This is a genomic window from Psychrobacillus sp. Z3-81 (genome assembly GCF_056620325.1).
Genome location: NZ_JBWQPU010000004.1, coordinates 57,538 through 78,491, shown reverse-complemented (window position 1 = coordinate 78,491; position 20,954 = coordinate 57,538). Strand labels below are relative to the sequence as shown.

Here is a 20,954-nt window from a genome sequence, read left to right as displayed (position 1 = left end):
GTAGCCAAGAGAATACTTACGGTTTTGTTTGATTTACTTGCGAAAGTCTATATGAGAAAACCTCCTAGTTGCTGACTAGGAGGTTGTATATTATGCTGCTATTCTTTGTTTCTTCGCCTTTCTAAAATAAAGTAATTCATAAATGCAAGGCACGACGATTAGTGTTAGAAGCGTCGCCATTGCCAGACCGCCGATTACGACTACTGCCAGGCTTTGCGATACAAGGCTGCCTGCTTCTGCTTGCTTCCATAACAGAGGGAGCATAGCGGAAATGGTGGCAACTGCTGTCATGAAGATGGGACGCATTCTAGTCGCGGTTGCTTCAAGGATAGCTTCCCGAATGCTCATGACCTTTTCGTTTTGCTTCACGCGGTCTAGTAGCACGATTGCGTTCGTTACGACGATTCCTATCAGCATTAATGCACCAAGGAGGGCAGTTATGTCAATGGAGATTCCACTGATTATAATCCCTAGAATTGCTCCGATAGCTGCTAGAGGAAGAGAAAACAGAATCGCAATCGGTGTCCGAATGGATTTAAATGTTATCACCATGATGAGGAAAACGATTCCGATTGAGACAAGCATCATCAAGAAAAGGTCTGCAAATTCGTCAGCCTGCTGACTGCTGGAACCTCCAATAAAGACGTCTGTACCAGCTGGGATGTCTATCCCGTCCTTCTCTTCATTTCCAAAAATAGCTGTATTCATCTCGCTTGCAATCTCCGATAGCTTATTAGGGTCTACAGAAGCAGTTACACGTAAATAGGTGTTTCCATCCTTATGCAGCTGTACGGTAGAGCGTTCTTCTTTTTGTAAGGAAGCAACGGATGACACCGGGGCAGGTCCTTCATTTGTCATAATTTCTATCCCTGACAAGTCCGCAGATTTTTCTACTTCAATCAGCGGCTCTAGGTAAACAGCTTTAGTTTTATTATCTAAGCTGATCGTTCCAATTGGTGTTTTGTTCAGCATGACACCAAGTTGCTGCGCTACTTGCTCTGTATTCCCCTTAGAAGGATTCACAACAAGGGAATAGACGGTTTTCTTTTCGTCTTGATTGCTCGTGACCTTTTCTACCCCGTCTATTTGTTTTATTATCGGTACGATTCTCGTTGCTACGCCCTCTAAAGCTTCCTTGTCATTCCCAACAATGTCGATCCTGATACTCGTGCTAGATCCTCCCATCATGAAAGAGGAGGCAACCACTTCGAAATCTGCGTTTGCATAGTTATTTCTTTTTGTTTCTAGTGCCTTTATTACCTCTTCAATATCTTTTTTGTCATGCAATAAAATACTGAAGGTGGCTTCCGTAGAGGAGCCGACATATCCATATTGCGCAGATTCAGGAGCTGATCCCACTTGCATAAAGACAAATTCCGTTTCATCAAGTGTACGGATAAATTCCTCTAATTCTATTGCCTTCTCTTTCACCTCTGGAATCGGCGTTTCCGCTGGGAAACTTACCGTTGCGTATACATAGTCGGCAGATGAATAATCGACCGCTCCTTTTGGAAGGAGGAAGTATGCGCCGATGGAACCGACAAAGAGGAGTCCAGAAATGCTGAAGACGATCCATTTGTGTTTAAGGGACCAAGCAACTACTTTCGGAAAACGAATTGCAGGCTTGTGCTCTGGCAGCTTCGAATTCTTTAACAGCGTGCCGCCCAATACTGGAACAACAGTTAAAGCTACGAGTAAAGAAGCGAGTAAGGAATAAGTGACTGTTAGAGCAAATGGTAATAAAAAGGATTGTAGAGAGCCTTCTAGTAAGCTCATTGGTAAAAACACTGCAACAGTTGCCAAGGTAGATGCAGTGATCGCTACTCCTACTTGCTTCGTAGCATCGATTACCATTTGAATAGAAAACTTCTCTGTTTGCATTTTCCTGAAAATATTCTCAATAACCACAATACTATCATCCACTAATCGTCCTACTGCTACTGCCACTCCACCTAGGGTTAGGATATTCAAGGTCACCCCTGAGCACCAGAGTAGGAATAGGGTAAGGCATAGAGAAAGTGGGATGGAGATAATCGTGATAAGCGTGGAGCGGATATTTCGTAAAAATAATAGTATGACGATTGTTGCAAATAAAGCTCCAAGTAGAAGCTCCTTCATCATCGTATGAACAGAATTTTGTACGATGTCAGAGGAAGAAACGTAAATGACAGCCTCTTGATGTGGAAACTGCTCATTTAGCTCCTTTGTTACCTTTTCTACTTCCTTACTGATTGTCACGGCATTCGACTCTGCATCCTTCATGATGCTGATATCTAATGCATCTTTTGGTGATAGGGATAGCCCCTTTAGTTTTTCAAGGCTCGTTAAATCTCCTATTACTTTGATGTTGCTTAATTTATTCTCCATATTCTGCTCTGCAATGGAAATGGTGGCATTTTGACCTTGTAACATGGTCATGATGGAGGTGATAGGAATTCCATATCCGGCCAGCTTCTCTTCGTCTACATCCACGGAGATAATGGATTCTGTTATTCCATAAACGTCTACAATCGAAACGCCCTTAACTGCTTGGTACTTTGCCTTGATTTCATTGCTAGCAAATGCAAGGTTCTCTTCTGTCAAGCCGTCTTCAAATGTTACGGCGATATTAATAATTGGAATCATCGAGGTATGCAGCTGGGAAACAGTAGGCTTTCCAATATTGGAAGGGAAGGAGAGATTTGCAATTGCCTCTTGAACCTCCTGCTTTGCCTGCTTCATATCATAGCCTGCTTCATATACGATATCGACTAAAGAATAGCCATCACCCGTTCGCGAATAAATAGATGATTTTCCGTTCAAGCCAGAGACAGCTTTCTCTATAGGGGTAGTTGCCTCCAGTTCCATTGTTTTGGAATCCGTTCCATGACCCATTGTAATGATCGTTACTTGGGGATTATCTGCAGAAGGTAAAAATTCCATAGGCAGTCGAAAATAACTGATGATCCCCATTACTAAAATAAGTACGGTTAACACACTAATAGCGGCCTTGTTTCCGAAGGCCCATCTTGTAAAGCTCGACATGTTCATTACTCCTCCTAATTGGTGTGACAAAGATTCTTCTTTATCATAATTATTAGAAAAGTTTTCCACATGGAGCCGAAGCTTGAATTTGATGTAAGACTGGAGGCTGAGAAGGGGGTAGGGCCACCCTATAACGGGGATTATTAATTCCATTGGAGATGGAAATGACATGGTAATACGTGCGGTAATCAAAGATTTACTTGCAGTTCTCGGTAGGTTACTTGCGCCTCTGCTGATTTTACTTGCGGTACTCAGGAGAATACTTGCGAATTCACTTGTTACTTGCACCTAGAGGAAGGGGAAAGTAAAAAAGCACAGTCAATTTCCTTGTGAAATTGCTGTGCTCTACCTTTATTTTATAAGCTAGATTTCATAATGCAGTTGACCTCTGTAAATCCCATTTTTTCATATATCTTTTTGGCAAAATTGGTGGAAAAGACGTTTAAGCGCACCTCATCGAATCCTTTATTCTTCAAAAAAGCCTTCCCTTCATTTATTAGCTTGCTTGAAAGTCCTTTGCCTCGGTGCTCCGGAAGGACGAAAATCTCATAGATAAAGCCATATTCCTTTGCTGAAAAGTAATCCATATTTTGAGCGAGAAGAATCCACCCAGTAATAGAGCCTTCTTCCTTTGTCAATAAATATGTGGCTCCTCGGTTTACTATAGGAGTTAAAAGCTCTAAAGCCTGTTCTTGCGTGATTTTCATTTGTGCGCCTTCGCTTGCAGATTGACCAGCATGCGAGAAAATAAATTCGATATCTTCCTCAGTGGCAATTTCAATCATCGAATTCCAACCTCTCTTCTGTAATAAATTTCTATTCTATATAACTCTCTTTAATTCCTTCTCGATTTTAAGAGGAAATTTTAAATCGGCGGCGAATAGTTAGAGAAGAATCATGGAAATGGAGCGAGTATATATGGATATAATTACTTCTATGTTTACCTCACATTATGACCTCTATATCCGATTGGTAGTTGGAACATTTATAGGTTTTTTAATAGGCTTGGAGAGGGCTATCAAGCATAAGCCCGCTGGTATTCGGACGCACATTTTGGTCTGCTTGGGATCTACGCTTGCGATGAGTCTTTCTACTTTAAACCAAGGACCTTATATGGATCCAATGCGCTTGGCAGCTCAGGTAATCAGCGGAATCGGGTTCTTAGGAGCAGGTGTTATCTGGCTTGATAAGGATAATGTGAAGCGTGGACTTACAACCGCTGCAAACCTATGGATAACGGCTTGTGTCGGTTTAACCATTGGCTATGGAGCTTATGATCTAGCGATTATTACTGTATTTCTAATGTTCATCGCTATGAATTTGCCTAAGGTTGTAGAAAAAATAGGCATACTGCCAAGAAGCAAGGGAGCAGATGATAGCGATAGTGATGGAGAATAATATACATACCATGCGCTAACAGAGGACACCAGTGTAATGCTGGTGTTTTTATTATGAATAGCTTTGTTTTGTAAAAATGTCACAAACTTACATACTCGATTGTCTTAGATGTAGAACAGCATCATGTACAACGAATAACAAGCTTTCTCAAATGCACTACTTCTTTATTAAAAAGAGTGGTGCATTTTTTGGTTAAGTTCTGTTTTGTCCATCTCACCGAATATAATTTTCTAAGACAGTTTTCCAAACGGACGGAGGATGAAGTGGAGTTAATTGTTATCCAATCAACGAAGCATTTACGTACGTACAAAGAGGAATGGGATGCTATTTTACGAGAAGCGGACAATAGATATCCTTTTTTTGAGTATCCTATTTTCTCAAGCTGGTGGGATACCTTTGGCAGGACTCAAAACATGGTGGTTTATGCTGTAAAGGAGCTTAAGAGAGTAATCGCGTTCTTTCCTTTTCAAGTTGAACGGTCCGCAAGCTTGACCACTTTTCGGTTTCTAGAAGATCCTACTCAGTTATACAAAGGGTTTGTCATCGGTAAAAAGGATATGGCAAGAGTGTTTATGTATTTCTTTGATGAATTAATGAAGAGAGAAAAAAAGTGTATCTTCCAGCTCGATGGGTTTATTGACAAGGAGCAGGTTTCTGCTTTGTCAGATTACTTACAGGCACGGAATAGTAAATTGGAGGAAAGAAGGTTGGATATCCCTGAAATATCCTCCTCTACATTGCCTTATCTCACCTATATTCCTTTAAAGGAAAAAGTGTATTTAGAAAGTATAGGCGAGATAGAGATAAAGAAAGTAGACCTAGACGGGGTTATTCCCTTTCTGCCAAGTGAGGAACTTTCTTTTTATAGAAGAGTTATCGAGGAGCGTTCGGACGAGCTTCATGTTCATCTTTGGACTTTATCGCATGGGAAGGAGGAGATTGCTTGCTATTTAGGCTTTAGCTGTCGCGGAAGGTTTGTTGGACACAGAAGCTTTTGGAAGGAGGAGTATAAGCTCTTTAACCCAGAGAGAGTCCTGTTGTCTGAATGTCTCCAGCTTCTTGCTTCGGAAGCAACCTACTTAACGGTAGAGGATAGCAATTTACCTTTCGTAGTTAGTAACTATGGGCAAAATTCTATACATACCATTTGTTTTTCTTCCAAGAAGCTTTTTTCTTGGCTTCCTTCCTCACTTCCAAACTGTGAGCCTTTAAAAGATAGCATTTCAGTAACCTCCTCTCCAAAATTACTTTTGGCTAGGCTCTCCAATAATAAGCTGCGAGCACAGAAAACTTATAAAAGATTAGAGAAAGAAGAGTTTTTGTCACTAACATCTAGCAAGAAATACACACTTCAAAAAATAGCAGAGGGCTTTGAAGGGTTTTATAGTAAGCAACCAGAATGGTGCTTTTGGGTGAATCCCTCTCACATTGTAAATGCGACAACAAGGAAGGCTTTAGATGAGCAATCAATCTATGTTGTCGATTGGGAGGGCGAGGACTTGGAAAAAGTGCTTGCTTTTGTCCAAGACCACTACAAGCCAAAGAATATCTATCTTTCTATCAATGCGAAAGACAAGGAAAACAAGAAAAAATTAAAGCTATTTGGTTTTCAATTTGAGTGAGATAGAGGAAAGATGGAAAGAGATAGCATGTGCTCTTTCCTTTTTTTCTTTCCCTTTAGCTGGTCAATATCATGCTATACTAGTATGAAATAGATAGAAAAGGATGTTAAAAATGCAACAGGATAAACCACATGTACTAGTAGTTGATGGAATGGCTTTGCTATTTCGTTCCTTCTTTGCAACGGCGATGAGCGGAAACTACTTTAAAAATGAAAAAGGCATTCCGACTAATGCTGTTCAGGGCTTTGCACGGCATGTATTGGCTGCACAAGAAATTATGAAGCCTACCCATATGGCAATCTGTTGGGATAAAGGGATGAATACCTTCCGTACAGAATTATATGAAGGCTATAAAGCACATCGCCCTAAGCCGGCGGACGAGCTTGTACCACAATTTGATATGGCGCAAGAGCTTTCTGAGCATCTAGGCTGGAAAAACTTCGGTGTTGTCGGTATGGAGGCGGATGATACGATTGCATCGATCACGCACAAATGGAAGGACGATGCTAGATTTACGATTGTAAGTGGAGATAAGGACTTACTTCAATTATTGCATCCATCTACAGAGATCGCTTTTACGAAAAAAGGATTTACTATTTATGATATGTATAATGAAGCTAGATTTATAGAAGAGTATGGCATTTCTCCACTTTTATTCCCAGATGTGAAGGCTTTTATGGGAGATTCCAGTGATGGCTATACAGGTGTAAGGGGAATAGGACCGAAGACCGCTCTGCAATTAATTCAAACCTATGGATCAGTGGAAAGTGTATTAGAATCATTGCATCTATTAAAGGCAGGACAACGCACGAAAATTGAAACGGATATGGAAATGCTCAAGCTCTCTAAACAGCTGGCAACTATTCGAAGAGACGTGCCAATTGATGCAGAGCTGGAGCATTTATTAATAAACCAGATTGATTCCTCTAAAATGGATTTCTTATATGATCAGGGATATACGATTTTAGCGAGACAGTTGCAAGCTAATTTACTGGCGGAACAAATTTAACAAAAGTAAGGATAGGGGCATTGTCCTGGAAGCTTACCCGTCGAATTTTACTTTCTCGGTTTCGTCCTCCATTGTCATGTATGAATAGAAAGATTTCATCTTCTATCTTTTCATAGCCTATGCAAGGAACCCAATGATAGGAAAAAGTAAATATGCCTTTGCGTCGGAAGGCAAAATACCGATCAAACTTTAAGGCAACTGGTCGACCTGCTTCTATTTGCTGCATTGCATCATGGACATTGCACTTAGAGATTTTCCATGCTGGTCCCAGTAGCCTTTTCATTTTTCTAATAAATCGATGCGTGAAAAGGCCGATTCTAGTTCCGCCTAGCAGCTTATACAGTTGATTCACCTGATAAGAGTAAGTGTCTGGTTTTATATAATTTAACAGCACATAGGCTGTCACAGGTCCACAAGCAGAAGACTGCAGCTTTGGTTGTATGGATGAATCATATTGGGACATTCCTTTGACAGGAAGTATTACCTTCAAGGTTGTTTCCTCCTTTAGAGGGGATTGTCTTTATTTTACTAAATCTGAGGGAGAAAGCCTATTAAGGCGTTACAAAGGGGAAGAAAAACATGATTAAACTATTAGAGGACAAGGATTATAGCCAAGCTGCTCATGTAGCAGCTCTAGCGTATCCTGGGATGGATAGTCAAACTCCTGCAAAAAGAGAAGAGCTAGCTGAAAGGCTAAAGCGAGAGCAGGAAACAGAAAATCATATACGCTTTTATGGTTATTTTGATGAAGAAGAGACGCTCAAGGGGATGTACAGAATAGGCGATTTCACTATAAATTTGAACGGCAGGCTAGAGCGGATGCTTGGCATTGGTATGGTCGCTGTTCATTTATTACATAAAAAAGAGAAGATAGCCTTAAAGCTCCTTTCTGATTTTCATGAGAAGGCAAGACAAGAAGGGGTGGGGCTAGTTGCTCTTTATCCTTTTAATCCTACCTTCTATCGAAAGATGGGCTATGGATATGGGCCTCTTAAATATGAATATTCAATCAAGCCAGATACTATCGTGACTAATGGGAAAAAAGAAAACCTTCGATATTTGGATGCGGCGGACGAAGAAGAAATGGTGAAGCTTTATAACAAGTATGCAAGCAACAACCACGGGATGCTACAGCGAACATGGAGTGAAAGACAGCATATCAAAAACGGAGCCGCTAATTATGTTGGAGTGAAAATAGAGGGAGAGTTAGTAGGCGTTTTAGCCTTCTCTTTAAAGAAAATAAGTGATGACAATTTCTTGCACCAGCGCATGTATGTCCATGAATGGGTTTGGAGCAATGTGGAAGGATATAAGCAGCTAGCTGCTTGGTTACATTCTCAGCAGGATCAGGTGGATCGCATCGTTCTACGGACATTTGATACTTCCTTTATTTACACATTAACGAATCCTTCTAATGGCTCGAACCGACTTATTCCGAGTGTGTATCATGAAGCAGCCACTGTGGGGTCTGGCTTAATGTACCGCATCGTCAATATTCCTGTATTTTTAGATACTTTACAGAGTACGTTGTCAAGGCCTGCTTCAACAGAACGGTTCCTTATGCAAGTGGAGGACACTTTTATACCAGAACAGGCTGGGATATATGAAATGACCTTCGATGGCGATAGCTGGAGTGCGAAGAAAATAGAAGAAACCGTGGAAAAAGTGGACCTATCCATTGCCATCCAAGAGTTAAGTGCTTGGTGGATGGGCTGCACCTCTTTAGAGGAGCTTTCCAAGTACGGTATAGTCGAGTTGGAAACACAAATGGCTATTCAATTGGACAGCTGGTTTAAACCAAGAAAATCACCTATTTGCTTGACGAACTTTTAAGTTTAACCGTTTATAGCAATGTAAATTTGCTTCTAAATGAAAGTTCGTTGAATCTCCATGGGTTACATTTTTTTAGGAATTTATTGTTTAAATTTAGTAGGAAAAATTATTGGTTCGGAGCAGCGTCGGCGACTCCTGTGGGAGCAAGGTGGTAGGTAAGACAGCACAGCCACGCGCGTCAGTGATGGGTGCTGGCTTACCTTGTGGAGGGAAAACTAAGAACGTCACATCGTGTGACAACGTTTTCCTGACCAACATCCTGTTGGCCTCCGGAAAAGCGTCCGACGCAGCGGAGAACCTATGTCTCATAAACTAAGAAAGCACTTCAGGAAACTATCCCTTCATTTAACTTATAGCCAAACTAATAAAGCCCTTTCGAATCTATTGGTAGAATCGAAAGGGCTTTTATTTGTCTTATCTAACTTACAATCTATTAAACAGAATGTAACGTTGTGTTTTTCTCCCCTAACAGCTTGCTTAGAGCGATGCGGAAGTCCTTGTAGGTTTCAATGTCTACATGTAGACTTGCATAGACAATTTCACGAATGAAGCTTGGATTAAAACCAACATAAATCGGTCGGATTCCCATTAACTTGAGGGAACTATTTAAACGATTGATGGATAAAGCTAAATCATTATAGTCAAATGTTTGAATATGCTCCAATGTTACTCCAGTAAAATCAAAAACAACATTCTCTACTTCTTTATGCTCACCAATATAAGCCAATGTTTTGGTTTCGATGTTGTCAAATCGCTCCTTATACATATATCCTACAATGGGAATTAGTATAGTCTTCGGGACAATAGAAGGAATAATAGGAGTGGACATAGTCATGATAATTTTCTCATACCGAGCAATTTGTTCTTTCAGCTCAAGAACTTCTTTTTCTTGGGACATTTCTACACCTCATGTTTTTTCATTCTCTTCCATTGGCGTTAGCGGTTACATGTTTTATTGCTGTGCATCTAGAAATTCTGTTACTTGTTCAGGACTTTTTGCATTTGCACTATGTAAATGTGCTTTCTTTTCACCATTTTGATAAATAAGTAGGCTAGGGATTCCCATTACCTCATACTTTTCTGCTATTTCAGGCAGTTCATCTCTATTTAATTCATACCAAGCGTACTGGTTATATTTTTCGATAATAGGATCGATAAACATTTCCATACGTCTGCAGTCTGGACACCATCCAGCCTCAAATTTTACGATTACCTCTTGATCACTAGAAATAATTTCATTAAATTGTTCTGCGGTTGTAATTTTTTTCATAGTATATACCTCCGGTAAATGATATTTACAGTGTACACTGTTTCCCAGTAGGGAGGAAGAAAAATGTCTCCAAATATTCATTTTATTATTGCGAAAATTTAAATATTGAACTAGAATAATAGATATAGAAATTGCTTCTATTTTTTTTGCAAACAAAATGAATGAGCGTTCATTCAAGATGAAGGGGAGGCTTTGTAGGTGACATATCAAATTAAAAAAGCAGCTGTACTTGGATCAGGGGTCATGGGATCTGGAATCGCAGCTCATTTAGCAAACATCGGTATTCCGACATTATTATTAGATATTGTTCCAAAGGAAATCAGTAAAGAGGAAGAGGCGAAGGGGCTTACTCTAGAGCATCCAACCGTTCGCAATCGATTTGCTGAGTCAGCTCTGCAAAAGCTATTAAAACAAAAACCGGCACCGCTAACTTCGAAGAAAAATCTTTCGTTAATCACGCCTGGTAACTTTGAGGATGATTTAGAAAAATTAAAAGATGTCGACTGGATTATTGAGGTTGTAGTCGAGAATCTAGCTATTAAAAAGAGCTTATATGAAAAGATAGATGCTGTTCGCAAGCAAGGTACGATTGTAACTTCTAACACTTCAGGTATTAGCATCAACGCAATGGTAGAAGGGCGTTCTGAGGACTTCGGAAAGCATTTCCTAGGTACACATTTCTTTAACCCGCCACGTTATTTGAAGCTACTAGAAGTAATTCCTGCAGCTACTACTGCTCTAGAAGTAGTGGATTTCATGAAGAAATTCAGTGAGGAAGTTTTAGGGAAGGGTGTCGTAATTGCAAAAGACACACCAAACTTTATTGCTAACCGTATCGGTACTTATGGTCTGCTAGTGACATTGCGTGAAATGCAAGCAAGAGGCTATTCCGTAGGTGAGGTGGACTCTGTAACTGGTCCATTAATCGGTCGTCCGAAATCAGCTACCTTCCGGACACTAGACGTAGTAGGTCTAGATACTTTTGCACATGTTGCAAAAAACGTCTACGATCAAACATCTGGTGAAGAGCAAAAGGTATTTGAAATTCCAGCATTCATGCAAAAAATGCTTGAAAATAAATGGCTTGGTGCTAAGTCAGGTCAAGGCTTCTTCTTAAAAGAAGGAAAAGAAATTAAAGAGCTAAATCCAGAAACAATGGAATACGAGCCAATGAAAAAGCTGAAAACAGCCTCTATGGAAATGGCGAAGCAGCAAAAAGGTCTATCGGCAAAGGTGAAAACGTTAACGTATGCAAAGGACCGCACTGGTGAACTATTATGGAGCATCCTTAGTCCAACATTAATTTACTCCGCTCAGCTTCATGGAGAGATTGCAGACGATATCGTGTCAATCGACGATGCGATGAAATGGGGCTTCGGCTGGCAACAGGGACCATTTGAAGTGTGGGATGCTATTGGCGTTCAAGCGTCTGTAGAAAAAATGAAAGAAGAAGGCAAGGAAATCCCGGCATTCGTTCTTTCTTTATTAGAAAAAGGCTTTACTTCCTTCTATAAAGAAGAAGATGGCGTGCTTTACTTCTTTGATGGCAACGACTACAAAGAAGTACCGGTTAGTGAAAAGGCAATCAACCTAAAAAGCTACAAGAAAAAGCACGGAGTAATTAAATCAAACTCAGGTGCTAGCCTAATAGATTTAGGAGATGGAATCGCCCTACTAGAATTCCATTCGAAATCAAATGCGATCGGCTTAGATATCATTCAAATGATCAACTTTGCAATTGATGAAGTGGAGAAAAACTTCAAGGGGCTTGTCATCGGTAACCAAGGGAAAAACTTCAGCGTTGGTGCCAACCTTGGAATGATTCTGATGGAAGCGCAAGACGATAATATCTTTGAATTAGACTTTGTTATTCGCAGCTTCCAAAATGCGATGATGAATATTAAATATTCCTCTAAGCCAGTAGTTGCAGCACCGTTTGGAATGACGCTAGGTGGAGGAGCAGAGGTTTGCTTACCAGCAGCACACATTCAAGCAACGACTGAAACTTACATGGGTCTTGTGGAAGCAGGAGTTGGCTTGATCCCAGGTGGAGGCGGTAATAAAGAGCTTTACATGAAGCACTTGAAAGGCTTACCAAATGGTGTTCAAGTAGATTACTTAAACGTAGCAACCAAAGTATTTGAAACAATTGCAATGGCAAAGGTTTCAACGTCTGGTGAAGAGGCGCGTGAAAATAACTTCCTAAGCTTTGCGGATGGAATAAGTGTAAACCCAGATCACCAGCTATATGATGCAAAGCAAGCGGCACTTGCGTTAGCTGAAGCCGGCTATAAAGCACCAATTCGTGAGAAGGTTCCTGTATCAGGGGCGCCTGGCTATGCAGCATTAATGCTAGGAGCGGAAGGCATGTTCTTATCAGGCTATATTAGTGAGCATGATTTAAAGATTGCGAAGAAGCTTGCATATGTGATCGCTGGTGGAGAGGTACCATACGGGACGCTAGTGGATGAGCAATACTTATTAAACTTAGAGCGCGAAGCATTCTTAAGTCTGGTGGCGGATCCAAAATCACAAGCAAGAATGCAGCACATGTTAGTAAAAGGAAAACCATTACGCAACTAGCGTGAAGGAGAAGGAGGAGAACTCATGCGTGAGGCAGTTATCGTAGCAGGTGCTAGAACACCGGTTGGAAAAGCGAAAAAAGGATCCTTGGCAACTGTACGACCAGATGATTTTGGAGCGTTAGTAATAAAGGAAACATTAAATAGAGCGGGCGGTTATGACGGCCCAATAGATGACTTGATTTTAGGATGTGCAATGCCTGAGGCGGAGCAAGGGATGAACGTAGCTCGTAATATCGGCGCGCTAGCTGGTCTTCCGGATACAACATCAGCAATTACAGTAAACCGTTTCTGCTCCTCTGGCTTACAATCCATCGCATATGCTTCTGAGCGTATCATGCTTGGAGCAGCAGAAGCGATTATTGCAGGCGGGGTTGAGTCAATGAGTATGGTACCTATGATGGGGAATACCATTCGTCCAAATCCGAAGCTAGCAGAAACAGCTCCTCAATACTATATGGGAATGGGCCACACTGCTGAGCAAGTGGCAAATAAGTATAACGTAAGCCGTGAGGACCAAGACGCATTTGCGGTTCGCTCCCATGAGCTTGCAGCTGCGGCAATCGCATCTGGCAAATTCAAGGATGAAATCGTGCCTGTAGAAGTAATCAAGCATTTTGTAGATGCAAATAACAAACAGCAAACGAAAAAAGTGATGTTCGAGATGGATGAGGGTGTACGTCCAGGAACGTCCTTAGAAACATTAGCGAAGCTACGTCCTGCATTTAACGTCCGTGGATCGGTAACAGCAGGTAATGCCTCTCAAACGTCTGACGGTGCCGGAGCGGTGCTAGTTATGGACCGTGAAGTAGCAGAAGCGCAAGGCCTAAAGCCAATCGCTAAGTTCCGTTCCTTTGCTACTGGTGGAGTTGCACCAGATGTGATGGGAATCGGACCGATTGTAGCCGTACCAAAGGCATTGAAGCTTGCTGGATTATCGATTGAGGATATCGATATTTGGGAAATAAACGAAGCATTCGCTTCCCAATCTATCCAAGTAGTTCGTCATTTAGGAATCGATATAGATAAGGTGAATGTAAACGGCGGAGCAATCGCTTTAGGTCATCCACTAGGGGCAACAGGAACAATTCTAACGCTAAAAATGATGAGTGAATTGAAGCGCCAAGGGAAGCAATTCGGTGTCGTTACAATGTGTATCGGCGGCGGAATGGGTGCAGCAGGAGTGTTCGAGCTTCTTTAATTAAGAAGAAAAGCGCAAGCGCCTATGTCTGCCCCGACAAGCAAATGGGGATTGGTGAGGATGGAAGGAAAACTAAGAACGTCACATCGTGTGACAACGTTTTCCTGACCAACATCCTGTTGTCCCTCGAGGGGCAAGGCGCTGGAGCTGGACAATTATCATCAAAAATCTTTTTATACAATAGGAGGAAGAGAAAATGACACAAGTTCAAGACGTAGTAAAGGGTGGAAGCTTCTTAATAGAAGATATCGAAGCAGAACGTGTATTCACACCAGAGGATTTTACAGAAGAACAAAAGATGATAGCAAAAACAACAGAGGAATTCGTTGCAAATGAAGTGCTTCCTGTAGTGGAAAACTTAGAGCACCATGAATTTGAGCACTCTGTACGTCTATTAAAATCTGCTGGGGACCTTGGTCTTCTTGCAGCAGATATTCCAGAAGCATATGACGGGCTTGGCTTAGACAAAATTTCTTCTGCTTTAATTGCAGAAAAAATGTCTGTAGCTGGTGGATTCTCCATTACACATGGCGCTCACGTAGGAATCGGTACACTACCAATCGTCCTTTTCGGTAACGAAGAGCAAAAGAAAAAATACTTACCAAACTCTGCTTCAGGAGCTAAAATCTCTGCTTATGCATTAACAGAGCCAGGTTCAGGTTCAGATGCACTAGGTGCGAAAACAACTGCGAAATTAAATGAGGCAGGTACTCACTACGTCCTAAACGGAGAAAAGCAATGGATCACAAACGCAGGTTTTGCAGATGTATTCGTTGTATACGCTAAAGTAGATGGAGATAAATTCACTGCATTTATCGTAGAAAGAAACTTCCCAGGCGTATCTGTTGGTGCAGAAGAAAAGAAAATGGGGATTAAATCCTCTTCTACTCGTACATTAATCCTTGAAGATGCAGAAGTACCAGTAGAAAACCTATTAGGTGAAATTGGACGCGGTCATATCATCGCATTCAACATCTTAAATATCGGACGCTATAAATTAGGTGTAGGAACAATTGGTGGATCTAAGCGTGCGTTAGAACTAGCAATCTCTTATTCTAACCAACGTCAACAGTTTAAGACGCCAATCTCTTCATTTAATTTAACAAAGCAAAAATTAGCTACGATGGCTTCTAAGCTATATGCAACAGAAAGCTTGATATACCGTACAGTTGGATATTTCGAGGACCGTATGAGTCAATTAAGTGAAGAAGAGCAAAAAGACGGAAGCAAAATTGCAGCAGCAATTGCTGAATATGCAATCGAATGCTCTATTAACAAAGTAGTAGGCTCTGAGGTTCTAGATTATATCGCGGACGAAGCTGTTCAGTTACATGGTGGATATGGCTTCATGCAAGAGTATGAGGTAGAGCGCATTTACCGTGACTCTCGTATTAACCGTATCTTCGAAGGTACTAACGAGATCAACCGTTTAATCGTTCCAGGTACATTCTTGAAGAAAGCAATGAAGGGCGAGCTTCCATTACTTCAAAAAGCACAAGGTCTTCAAGAAGAGCTTCTGATGATGATGCCGGAAGAAATCAGCGATGAGCCACTAGCACAAGAAAAAGTATTAGTAGCAAACGCGAAGAAAATCGGACTATTAGCTGCTGGTATGGCTGCACAACGTTTTGGCGCTAAACTAGAGGCTGAGCAAGAGGTACTTGTAAACATTGCAAACATCGCAAACAACGTATTTGCAATGGAGTCAGCAGTGCTTCGTACAGAAAAAGCAATCAACCGCAGTGGAGCAGAAAAAGCTTCTCAAAAGCTTCTTTACACAGAAATCTTCTGCCAAGAAGCATTTGATGAAATCGAAAAAGCTGCAAAAGAAACACTAATCGCTTCTGTTGAAGGCGACAACCTGCGTATGATGCTTTCTGCACTTCGCAAGTTGACACGCTACACTCCTTACAACGTAATCGAGAAAAAACGCCAAGCTTCCGTGAAGCTAATCGAAGCAGAAAAATTCGTTGTTTAATCATTAGTTATGGGGAAGGTCTCTCAATGGAGACCTTCTTTTTACATGAAGCGGTTGATTTCCGTTCTAGCTGGACGCTTTCCTGGGGGCGCGGCTTCGGGACAACAGGATGTTGTTCAGGAAAACGTTGGCACACGATGTGCCGTTCTTAGTTTTCCATCTTGTTTCGGATGCTTCCGAAACAATTGGATTTTCCGCACGCGCTTATCCCCTGGGAGTCGCCAGCCGACACTTCAATCAACTTTTTCTTATATGTCATCCACAATTTATAGTGATGCGCCCCCTGACAACCCAAGTAAATCAAGCACTGACGCAAGTAACAGACCCATAACCGCAAGTAACCAATAAGCCTGCGCTAGTAACATACACAGCATCGCAAGAAACCACAGGCGAACCGCAAATAATGGCAGAAACTTGCCAAACTAATCCACCATTATAAAAGGTTAAAAACCGGCCATTCTCACCGTAATTTACCCCTCTACCTTTATATGGCTTGCTCAAGAAGGAGAGAATGAGTATGATAAAAAGAAAAAGGGTGAGATCAAATGAAGATACAATACTATGGTTACCCAAAGTGCAGTACATGCAACAAAGCGAGTAAATGGTTAAAAGATAATAATGTTGATTTTGAGAATCACCATATTGTCGACAATCCACCTTCAAAGGATTTATTAGAAGAAATCGTAGATAAAAGTAACATAGAATTAAAGAAATTTTTTAATACAAGTGGAATGAAATATAGAGAGCTTCAGCTGAAGGACAAGCTTCCGAATATGGCTAAGAATGAACAGCTTACATTGCTTGCATCAGATGGCATGCTCATTAAACGTCCGCTTGTGTATGACGGGAAAAATGTAACGCTCGGTTTCAAGGAAGACGAGTTTGAGAAAACGTGGAAAAACAAGTAAATCACCTTGTTTTTACTATAAAAGTATGTGAATATAATAGTAGAATGTATAATTTTTGGAGAGGGGTATATAAATGAGCACACCTAAAGATTTAAAGTACTCAGCGGATCATGAATGGGTAAAAGTAGAGGATGGAAAAGCTAAAATCGGAATTACTCATTTTGCACAATCCGAGCTTGGAGATATCGTTTTCGTTGAGCTTCCACAGGTTGGCGACGAAATCAAAGCTGGAGATCCTTTCGGAAGCGTAGAATCTGTAAAAACGGTTTCTGAGCTATATGCACCTATCAGCGGAAAAGTGGTTGAGGTGAATACTGAGTTAGAGGATAGCCCCGAATTTGTAAACGAATCACCTTACGAAAATGCATGGATGATTGTAATCGAGCCAGCAGATTTGGAAGAAGTTGAAAGTTTACTTAGCCCTGAAAAATACGATGAACTAATAGCAGAGTAATAATCAAAGCGCCGGTTAATATCGGTGCTTTTTTCATATAATAAAGGTAAAGGGAAGAAGTAAGGAGAGAAGCAGCTATGACTACTATTTTTAGTAACCAAGTTATTCTTGTTGAAGGAAGGTCAGATAAGCTTCAGCTTTTAACACTTCTAGATGAACCAACCGAAATTATATGTACAAACGGTACGATATCCAATGTGAAATTAGAGGAGCTTCTTAGTCCTTATGATGGACTTCCGATTTATGCATTTCTGGATGCCGATAAGTCTGGAGAACAAATTAGATCGATCGTAAGAAAAGAATATCCCGAGGCTATACATCTCTATACAAACCCAATGTATGGAGAAGTGGCAAATACACCGATGAAGGTTTTGGCATCTATTTTGAAACGTGTTAATATAAAGGTGAAAAAAGAATTCTTAGTATAGGAAGATGCCTTTATGAATGAATGGACACGCAAGGAATGGGAAGCGAATAAAAACCAATCAAACATGACTTTGTTTTATTTATATACACCCATGTGTGGGACCTGCCAGGTGGCCCATAAAATGATGGAGGTTGTCCAAGAACTTGTGGATGTTCCTATAGGCCAGGCTAACATTAATTTTATCCAAGAAGTGGCCAAAGACTATCAAATTGAAAGCGTTCCTTGTCTTTTAATCACGAAAGATGGAGCGGTTGTTCGAAAAATTTATGCTTTTCAATCTGTTCCCTATTTAATAGAAACTATTAAAAGTATTGACGTAGATTAATAATAATGATAATATGCAGTATACTATATGTGAATTAAATAAAACTAACTCTTATTAAGAGAGGCAGAGGGAAGTGCCCGATGAAGCCTCGGCAACCGTCATGAAAATGAAATGGTGCCAAATCACACAAAGCAGAAGCTTTGAAAAATGAGAGAATGGATGAATGGTATTTATTGTTACCTACACCCCTTCTGCTCTTTTGCAGAAGGGTTTTTTTGATAGAAAGGCGGACAGGTTTACATGATAAGTTTAAAGGGAGTCTCGAAAAAGTTTGCTACAAAAAACGGAGAAATCGTGGCAGTAGATAATGTAAATCTTGAAATTAAATCTGGAGAGATTTTCGGGATAATAGGGTACAGTGGTGCGGGAAAAAGCACAATGATTCGTTTGTTGAATGGTCTAGAAAAACCATCAGAAGGGCAAATTATCGTAAACAATCAAGAAATAACAGCAATCAGTGAGGATAAGCTCAGACACTTCAGACAAAAGGTAAGCATGATCTTCCAGCATTTCAACCTTCTTTGGTCTAGAACGGTTGCAGAGAATATTGAATTCCCACTAGAAATTGCAGGGGTATCTAAAGAAAAGCGAGCAGCACGTGTCAAGGAGCTTCTAGAATTAGTTGGGTTAGAGGGAAGAGGAGATTCTTACCCTTCACAGCTTTCAGGAGGCCAGAAACAGCGCGTTGGGATAGCGAGGGCTCTTGCCAATGGTCCAGAGGTATTGCTATGTGACGAAGCTACTTCTGCGCTTGACCCAGAAACAACAGACTCTATTTTAGATTTACTAGTAGATATTAATGAAAAGCTCGGGCTTACTATTGTGTTAATTACTCACGAAATGCAGGTTATCCAAAAAATCTGTAATCGAGTTGCGGTTATGGAAAAAGGAAAAATTGTAGAGCTAGGAGATGTCCTGCAGGTTTTCCAAAAGCCACAGGCACCTATTACGAAACGATTTGTTTCACAGATATCTGATTCCAATCAGCCTACTCAAACCATTCGCAATCTAAGGGAGCTCTATCCAAATGGTAAGCTGGTAAAGCTAGTTTTTGTAGGAGAACAAACGGAGCAACCAATTCTATCTAGATTAATTAAACAAATGGATTTAGAGGTCAATATTGTTCAAGGGAATATCTCTCATACACAAGGAGGGGCCTTTGGTACACTGTTCCTTCACCTAGAAGGAAAAGAAAAGGCTATTAAGCAAGCGATTGACTTTATCCATGCTCAAAAGATTCATACGGAGGTGATTCCTCATGCTTGAAACATTACTTCCGAATGTGGATTGGCCTAAAATGTGGGAAGCAACATGGGAAACAGTATATATGACAGGAGTTTCTACTCTGCTTACGGCTATCTTAGGATTAGCCTTAGGACTTCTCTTGTTTTTAACAAGCCCCCATCAAGCATGGGCAAACAAGCTAGCTAACTGGCTAACTGGAGCGGTGGTAAATATATTCCGATCCATACCATTTATAATTCTAATAATCCTGTTAATCCCGTTCACAACGTTTTTAATCGGTACGATGAGAGGACCAAATGCAGCATTTCCTGCATTGGTGATTGGTGCAGCACCCTTCTATGCGAGACTAGTATTAATTGCATTAAGGGAAATCGATAAAGGCGTGCTAGAAGCTGCCAAGGCAATGGGAGCAAAAACTTCCACAATTATCTGGAAGGTGCTTCTACCGGAATCCATGCCGGCTTTAGTATCTGGGATTACAGTTACAGCGGTGGCGTTAGTTGGATACACTGCTATGGCTGGAATTATCGGAGCGGGCGGACTCGGAACGCTTGCTTTCCAAGATGGTTTTCAAAGAAGTAAAGATGATGTAACCTTCGTAGCAACCATTCTTATTCTAATATTGGTATTTATTATCCAGTGGGCTGGAGATACAATAACTGCAAAAATCGATAAACGATAAGGGAGATAGTCAAATGAAAAAGTTATTAGCAGGGTTATTCTTAACAGCAAGTACAGTGGGATTAGCAGCTTGTGGAGACGATGACAGCAACAAGTTAGTGGTAGGAGCTTCTAACGTACCGCATGCAATTATCTTAGAGGAAGCTAAACCATTGCTAGAAGAACAGGGCATCGAGCTTCAAATTGAAACATACCAAGATTATGTACTTCCAAACAAAGACTTAGAATCTGGAGAGATAGATGCAAACTACTTCCAGCATGAGCCTTATCTAAAATCACAGATTGTAGATCATGGATATGATTTCGTCAATGCGGGTGGGATTCATATCGAGCCAATCGGTCTTTATTCTAAAAAATATGATTCAATCGAAGAGCTTCCAGAAGGTGCAACTATTTTAATGAGTAATTCTGTTGCAGACCATGGACGAATTCTTGCAATGCTTGAGGACGCTGGGCTAATCACTCTAGCAGAAGAAGTGGACCGCACTGCAGCAACTATCTCCGACATCGTTGATAATCCGAAAAACCTTGAGTTTGATCCGAACTACGAATCAGCCTTAATGGTTCAGCTTTATGAAAATGAAGAAGGAGACGCTGTTCTAATCAATTCAAACTATGCAATCGATGCAGGATTAAATCCATTAGAGGATTCCATTGCAATTGAAGAAACAGATTCACCATATGTGAACCTGATTGCAGTTAATGCTGGTGATGAAGAGGATGAGCGTATCAAAGCTTTAGTGGAAGCGTTGACGTCGGAAGAAATTCAAGAGTTTATCTTAAATGAATGGGGCGGCTCTGTCGTACCAGTAAAATAAGAAAGAAATAAAAGAAGAGGTACTCTCTTCGTAATTATAAGCAGAAGGTACCTCTTCTTATTTATATCTAGTAACGGAGACGGCCGTTATTTGAAAATAGATTCTTCCAAAGGGTTAGTTCTTATTGAAATATATTTATAAGGGGAGACATTAATTGGTTCGTAGCAGCGTCGGCGACT

19 protein-coding genes and 1 riboswitch are annotated in these 20,954 nt (G+C 40.8%); of the genes, 14 read left to right on the top strand and 5 right to left on the bottom strand.

Annotation, left to right across the window (positions count from 1 at the left end):
* Nucleotides 1-90: 90 nt before the first annotated feature.
* Both AC1ECF_RS05970 and AC1ECF_RS05965 read right to left on the bottom strand, forming a co-directional pair.
* Nucleotides 91-3,024, bottom strand: coding sequence for an efflux RND transporter permease subunit (locus AC1ECF_RS05970; protein WP_480388498.1), 2,934 nt, complete (start codon nt 3,022-3,024; stop codon nt 91-93).
* 356 nt (nt 3,025-3,380) lie between these two features.
* Complete coding sequence (locus AC1ECF_RS05965; RefSeq protein WP_480388497.1) at nt 3,381-3,809, bottom strand: N-acetyltransferase family protein; 429 nt, start codon at nt 3,807-3,809, stop codon at nt 3,381-3,383.
* Nucleotides 3,810-3,942: 133 nt separating this feature from the next.
* Between AC1ECF_RS05965 and AC1ECF_RS05960 the strand changes: the two genes are divergently transcribed.
* The 3 genes from AC1ECF_RS05960 to AC1ECF_RS05950 all read left to right on the top strand — a co-directional run bounded on the left by AC1ECF_RS05960 (nt 3,943) and on the right by AC1ECF_RS05950 (nt 7,053).
* A complete protein-coding gene (locus tag AC1ECF_RS05960; protein ID WP_480388496.1) occupies nt 3,943-4,422 on the top strand; it encodes an MgtC/SapB family protein in 480 nt (159 codons plus the stop codon).
* A 263-nt stretch (nt 4,423-4,685) separates the two neighbouring features.
* Complete coding sequence (locus AC1ECF_RS05955; protein WP_480388495.1) at nt 4,686-6,044, top strand: GNAT family N-acetyltransferase; 1,359 nt, start codon at nt 4,686-4,688, stop codon at nt 6,042-6,044.
* A gap of 112 nt (nt 6,045-6,156) precedes the next feature.
* Entirely contained in the window at nt 6,157-7,053 is an 897-nt protein-coding gene (locus AC1ECF_RS05950) for a 5'-3' exonuclease (protein ID WP_480388494.1), read from the top strand.
* Here the strand turns inward: AC1ECF_RS05950 and AC1ECF_RS05945 are convergent.
* Nucleotides 7,028-7,543, bottom strand: coding sequence for a C39 family peptidase (locus tag AC1ECF_RS05945; protein WP_480388493.1), 516 nt, complete (start codon nt 7,541-7,543; stop codon nt 7,028-7,030). The two genes, AC1ECF_RS05950 and AC1ECF_RS05945, sit on opposite strands and share 26 nt — an antisense overlap.
* Before the next feature lie 89 nt (nt 7,544-7,632).
* Between AC1ECF_RS05945 and AC1ECF_RS05940 the strand changes: the two genes are divergently transcribed.
* Nucleotides 7,633-8,886 (top strand): GNAT family N-acetyltransferase, encoded by a 1,254-nt coding sequence (locus AC1ECF_RS05940; RefSeq protein WP_480388492.1) that lies wholly within the window; start codon nt 7,633-7,635, stop codon nt 8,884-8,886.
* Between the two features lie 433 nt (nt 8,887-9,319).
* On the opposite strand, the gene AC1ECF_RS05935 is transcribed toward AC1ECF_RS05940, so the two are convergent.
* Both AC1ECF_RS05935 and AC1ECF_RS05930 read right to left on the bottom strand, forming a co-directional pair.
* Nucleotides 9,320-9,784 carry an STAS domain-containing protein gene (locus tag AC1ECF_RS05935; protein ID WP_480388491.1) on the bottom strand — a complete coding sequence of 155 codons (465 nt, stop codon included), beginning with the start codon at nt 9,782-9,784 and terminating at the stop codon, nt 9,320-9,322.
* A gap of 54 nt (nt 9,785-9,838) precedes the next feature.
* The gene (locus AC1ECF_RS05930) at nt 9,839-10,156 is read right to left on the bottom strand and encodes a thioredoxin family protein (RefSeq protein ID WP_480388490.1); all 318 of its coding nucleotides are present in this window, start codon (nt 10,154-10,156) and stop codon (nt 9,839-9,841) included.
* Between the two features lie 198 nt (nt 10,157-10,354).
* Between AC1ECF_RS05930 and AC1ECF_RS05925 the strand changes: the two genes are divergently transcribed.
* The 10 genes from AC1ECF_RS05925 (at nt 10,355) to AC1ECF_RS05880 (ending at nt 20,775) form a co-directional block, all read left to right on the top strand.
* Entirely contained in the window at nt 10,355-12,739 is a 2,385-nt protein-coding gene (locus AC1ECF_RS05925) for a 3-hydroxyacyl-CoA dehydrogenase/enoyl-CoA hydratase family protein (protein ID WP_480388489.1), read from the top strand.
* 24 nt (nt 12,740-12,763) lie between these two features.
* Nucleotides 12,764-13,939, top strand: a complete 1,176-nt coding sequence (locus tag AC1ECF_RS05920) for an acetyl-CoA C-acetyltransferase (RefSeq protein WP_480388488.1) — start codon at nt 12,764-12,766, stop codon at nt 13,937-13,939.
* Nucleotides 13,940-14,135: 196 nt separating this feature from the next.
* Nucleotides 14,136-15,917: an acyl-CoA dehydrogenase family protein gene (locus AC1ECF_RS05915; RefSeq protein ID WP_480388487.1), complete on the top strand. Its 1,782-nt coding sequence runs from the start codon at nt 14,136-14,138 to the stop codon at nt 15,915-15,917.
* A gap of 545 nt (nt 15,918-16,462) precedes the next feature.
* Nucleotides 16,463-16,825, top strand: coding sequence for an arsenate reductase family protein (locus tag AC1ECF_RS05910; RefSeq protein WP_480388486.1), 363 nt, complete (start codon nt 16,463-16,465; stop codon nt 16,823-16,825).
* Between the two features lie 73 nt (nt 16,826-16,898).
* Complete coding sequence (gene gcvH / locus AC1ECF_RS05905) at nt 16,899-17,279, top strand: glycine cleavage system protein GcvH (protein ID WP_480388485.1); 381 nt, start codon at nt 16,899-16,901, stop codon at nt 17,277-17,279.
* Between the two features lie 77 nt (nt 17,280-17,356).
* Nucleotides 17,357-17,707 (top strand): toprim domain-containing protein, encoded by a 351-nt coding sequence (locus AC1ECF_RS05900; RefSeq protein ID WP_480388484.1) that lies wholly within the window; start codon nt 17,357-17,359, stop codon nt 17,705-17,707.
* A 12-nt stretch (nt 17,708-17,719) separates the two neighbouring features.
* A complete protein-coding gene (locus tag AC1ECF_RS05895) occupies nt 17,720-18,031 on the top strand; it encodes a thioredoxin family protein (RefSeq protein WP_480388483.1) in 312 nt (103 codons plus the stop codon).
* A 48-nt stretch (nt 18,032-18,079) separates the two neighbouring features.
* A riboswitch (SAM riboswitch) is annotated at nt 18,080-18,185 on the top strand.
* An 86-nt stretch (nt 18,186-18,271) separates the two neighbouring features.
* Complete coding sequence (locus tag AC1ECF_RS05890) at nt 18,272-19,297, top strand: methionine ABC transporter ATP-binding protein (RefSeq protein WP_480388482.1); 1,026 nt, start codon at nt 18,272-18,274, stop codon at nt 19,295-19,297.
* The gene (locus tag AC1ECF_RS05885; RefSeq protein ID WP_480388481.1) at nt 19,290-19,958 is read left to right on the top strand and encodes a methionine ABC transporter permease; all 669 of its coding nucleotides are present in this window, start codon (nt 19,290-19,292) and stop codon (nt 19,956-19,958) included. Before AC1ECF_RS05890 ends, AC1ECF_RS05885 begins: the two co-directional genes overlap by 8 nt.
* Nucleotides 19,959-19,971: 13 nt before the next feature.
* Nucleotides 19,972-20,775, top strand: a complete 804-nt coding sequence (locus AC1ECF_RS05880; RefSeq protein WP_480388480.1) for a MetQ/NlpA family ABC transporter substrate-binding protein — start codon at nt 19,972-19,974, stop codon at nt 20,773-20,775.
* Nucleotides 20,776-20,954 lie beyond the last annotated feature (179 nt).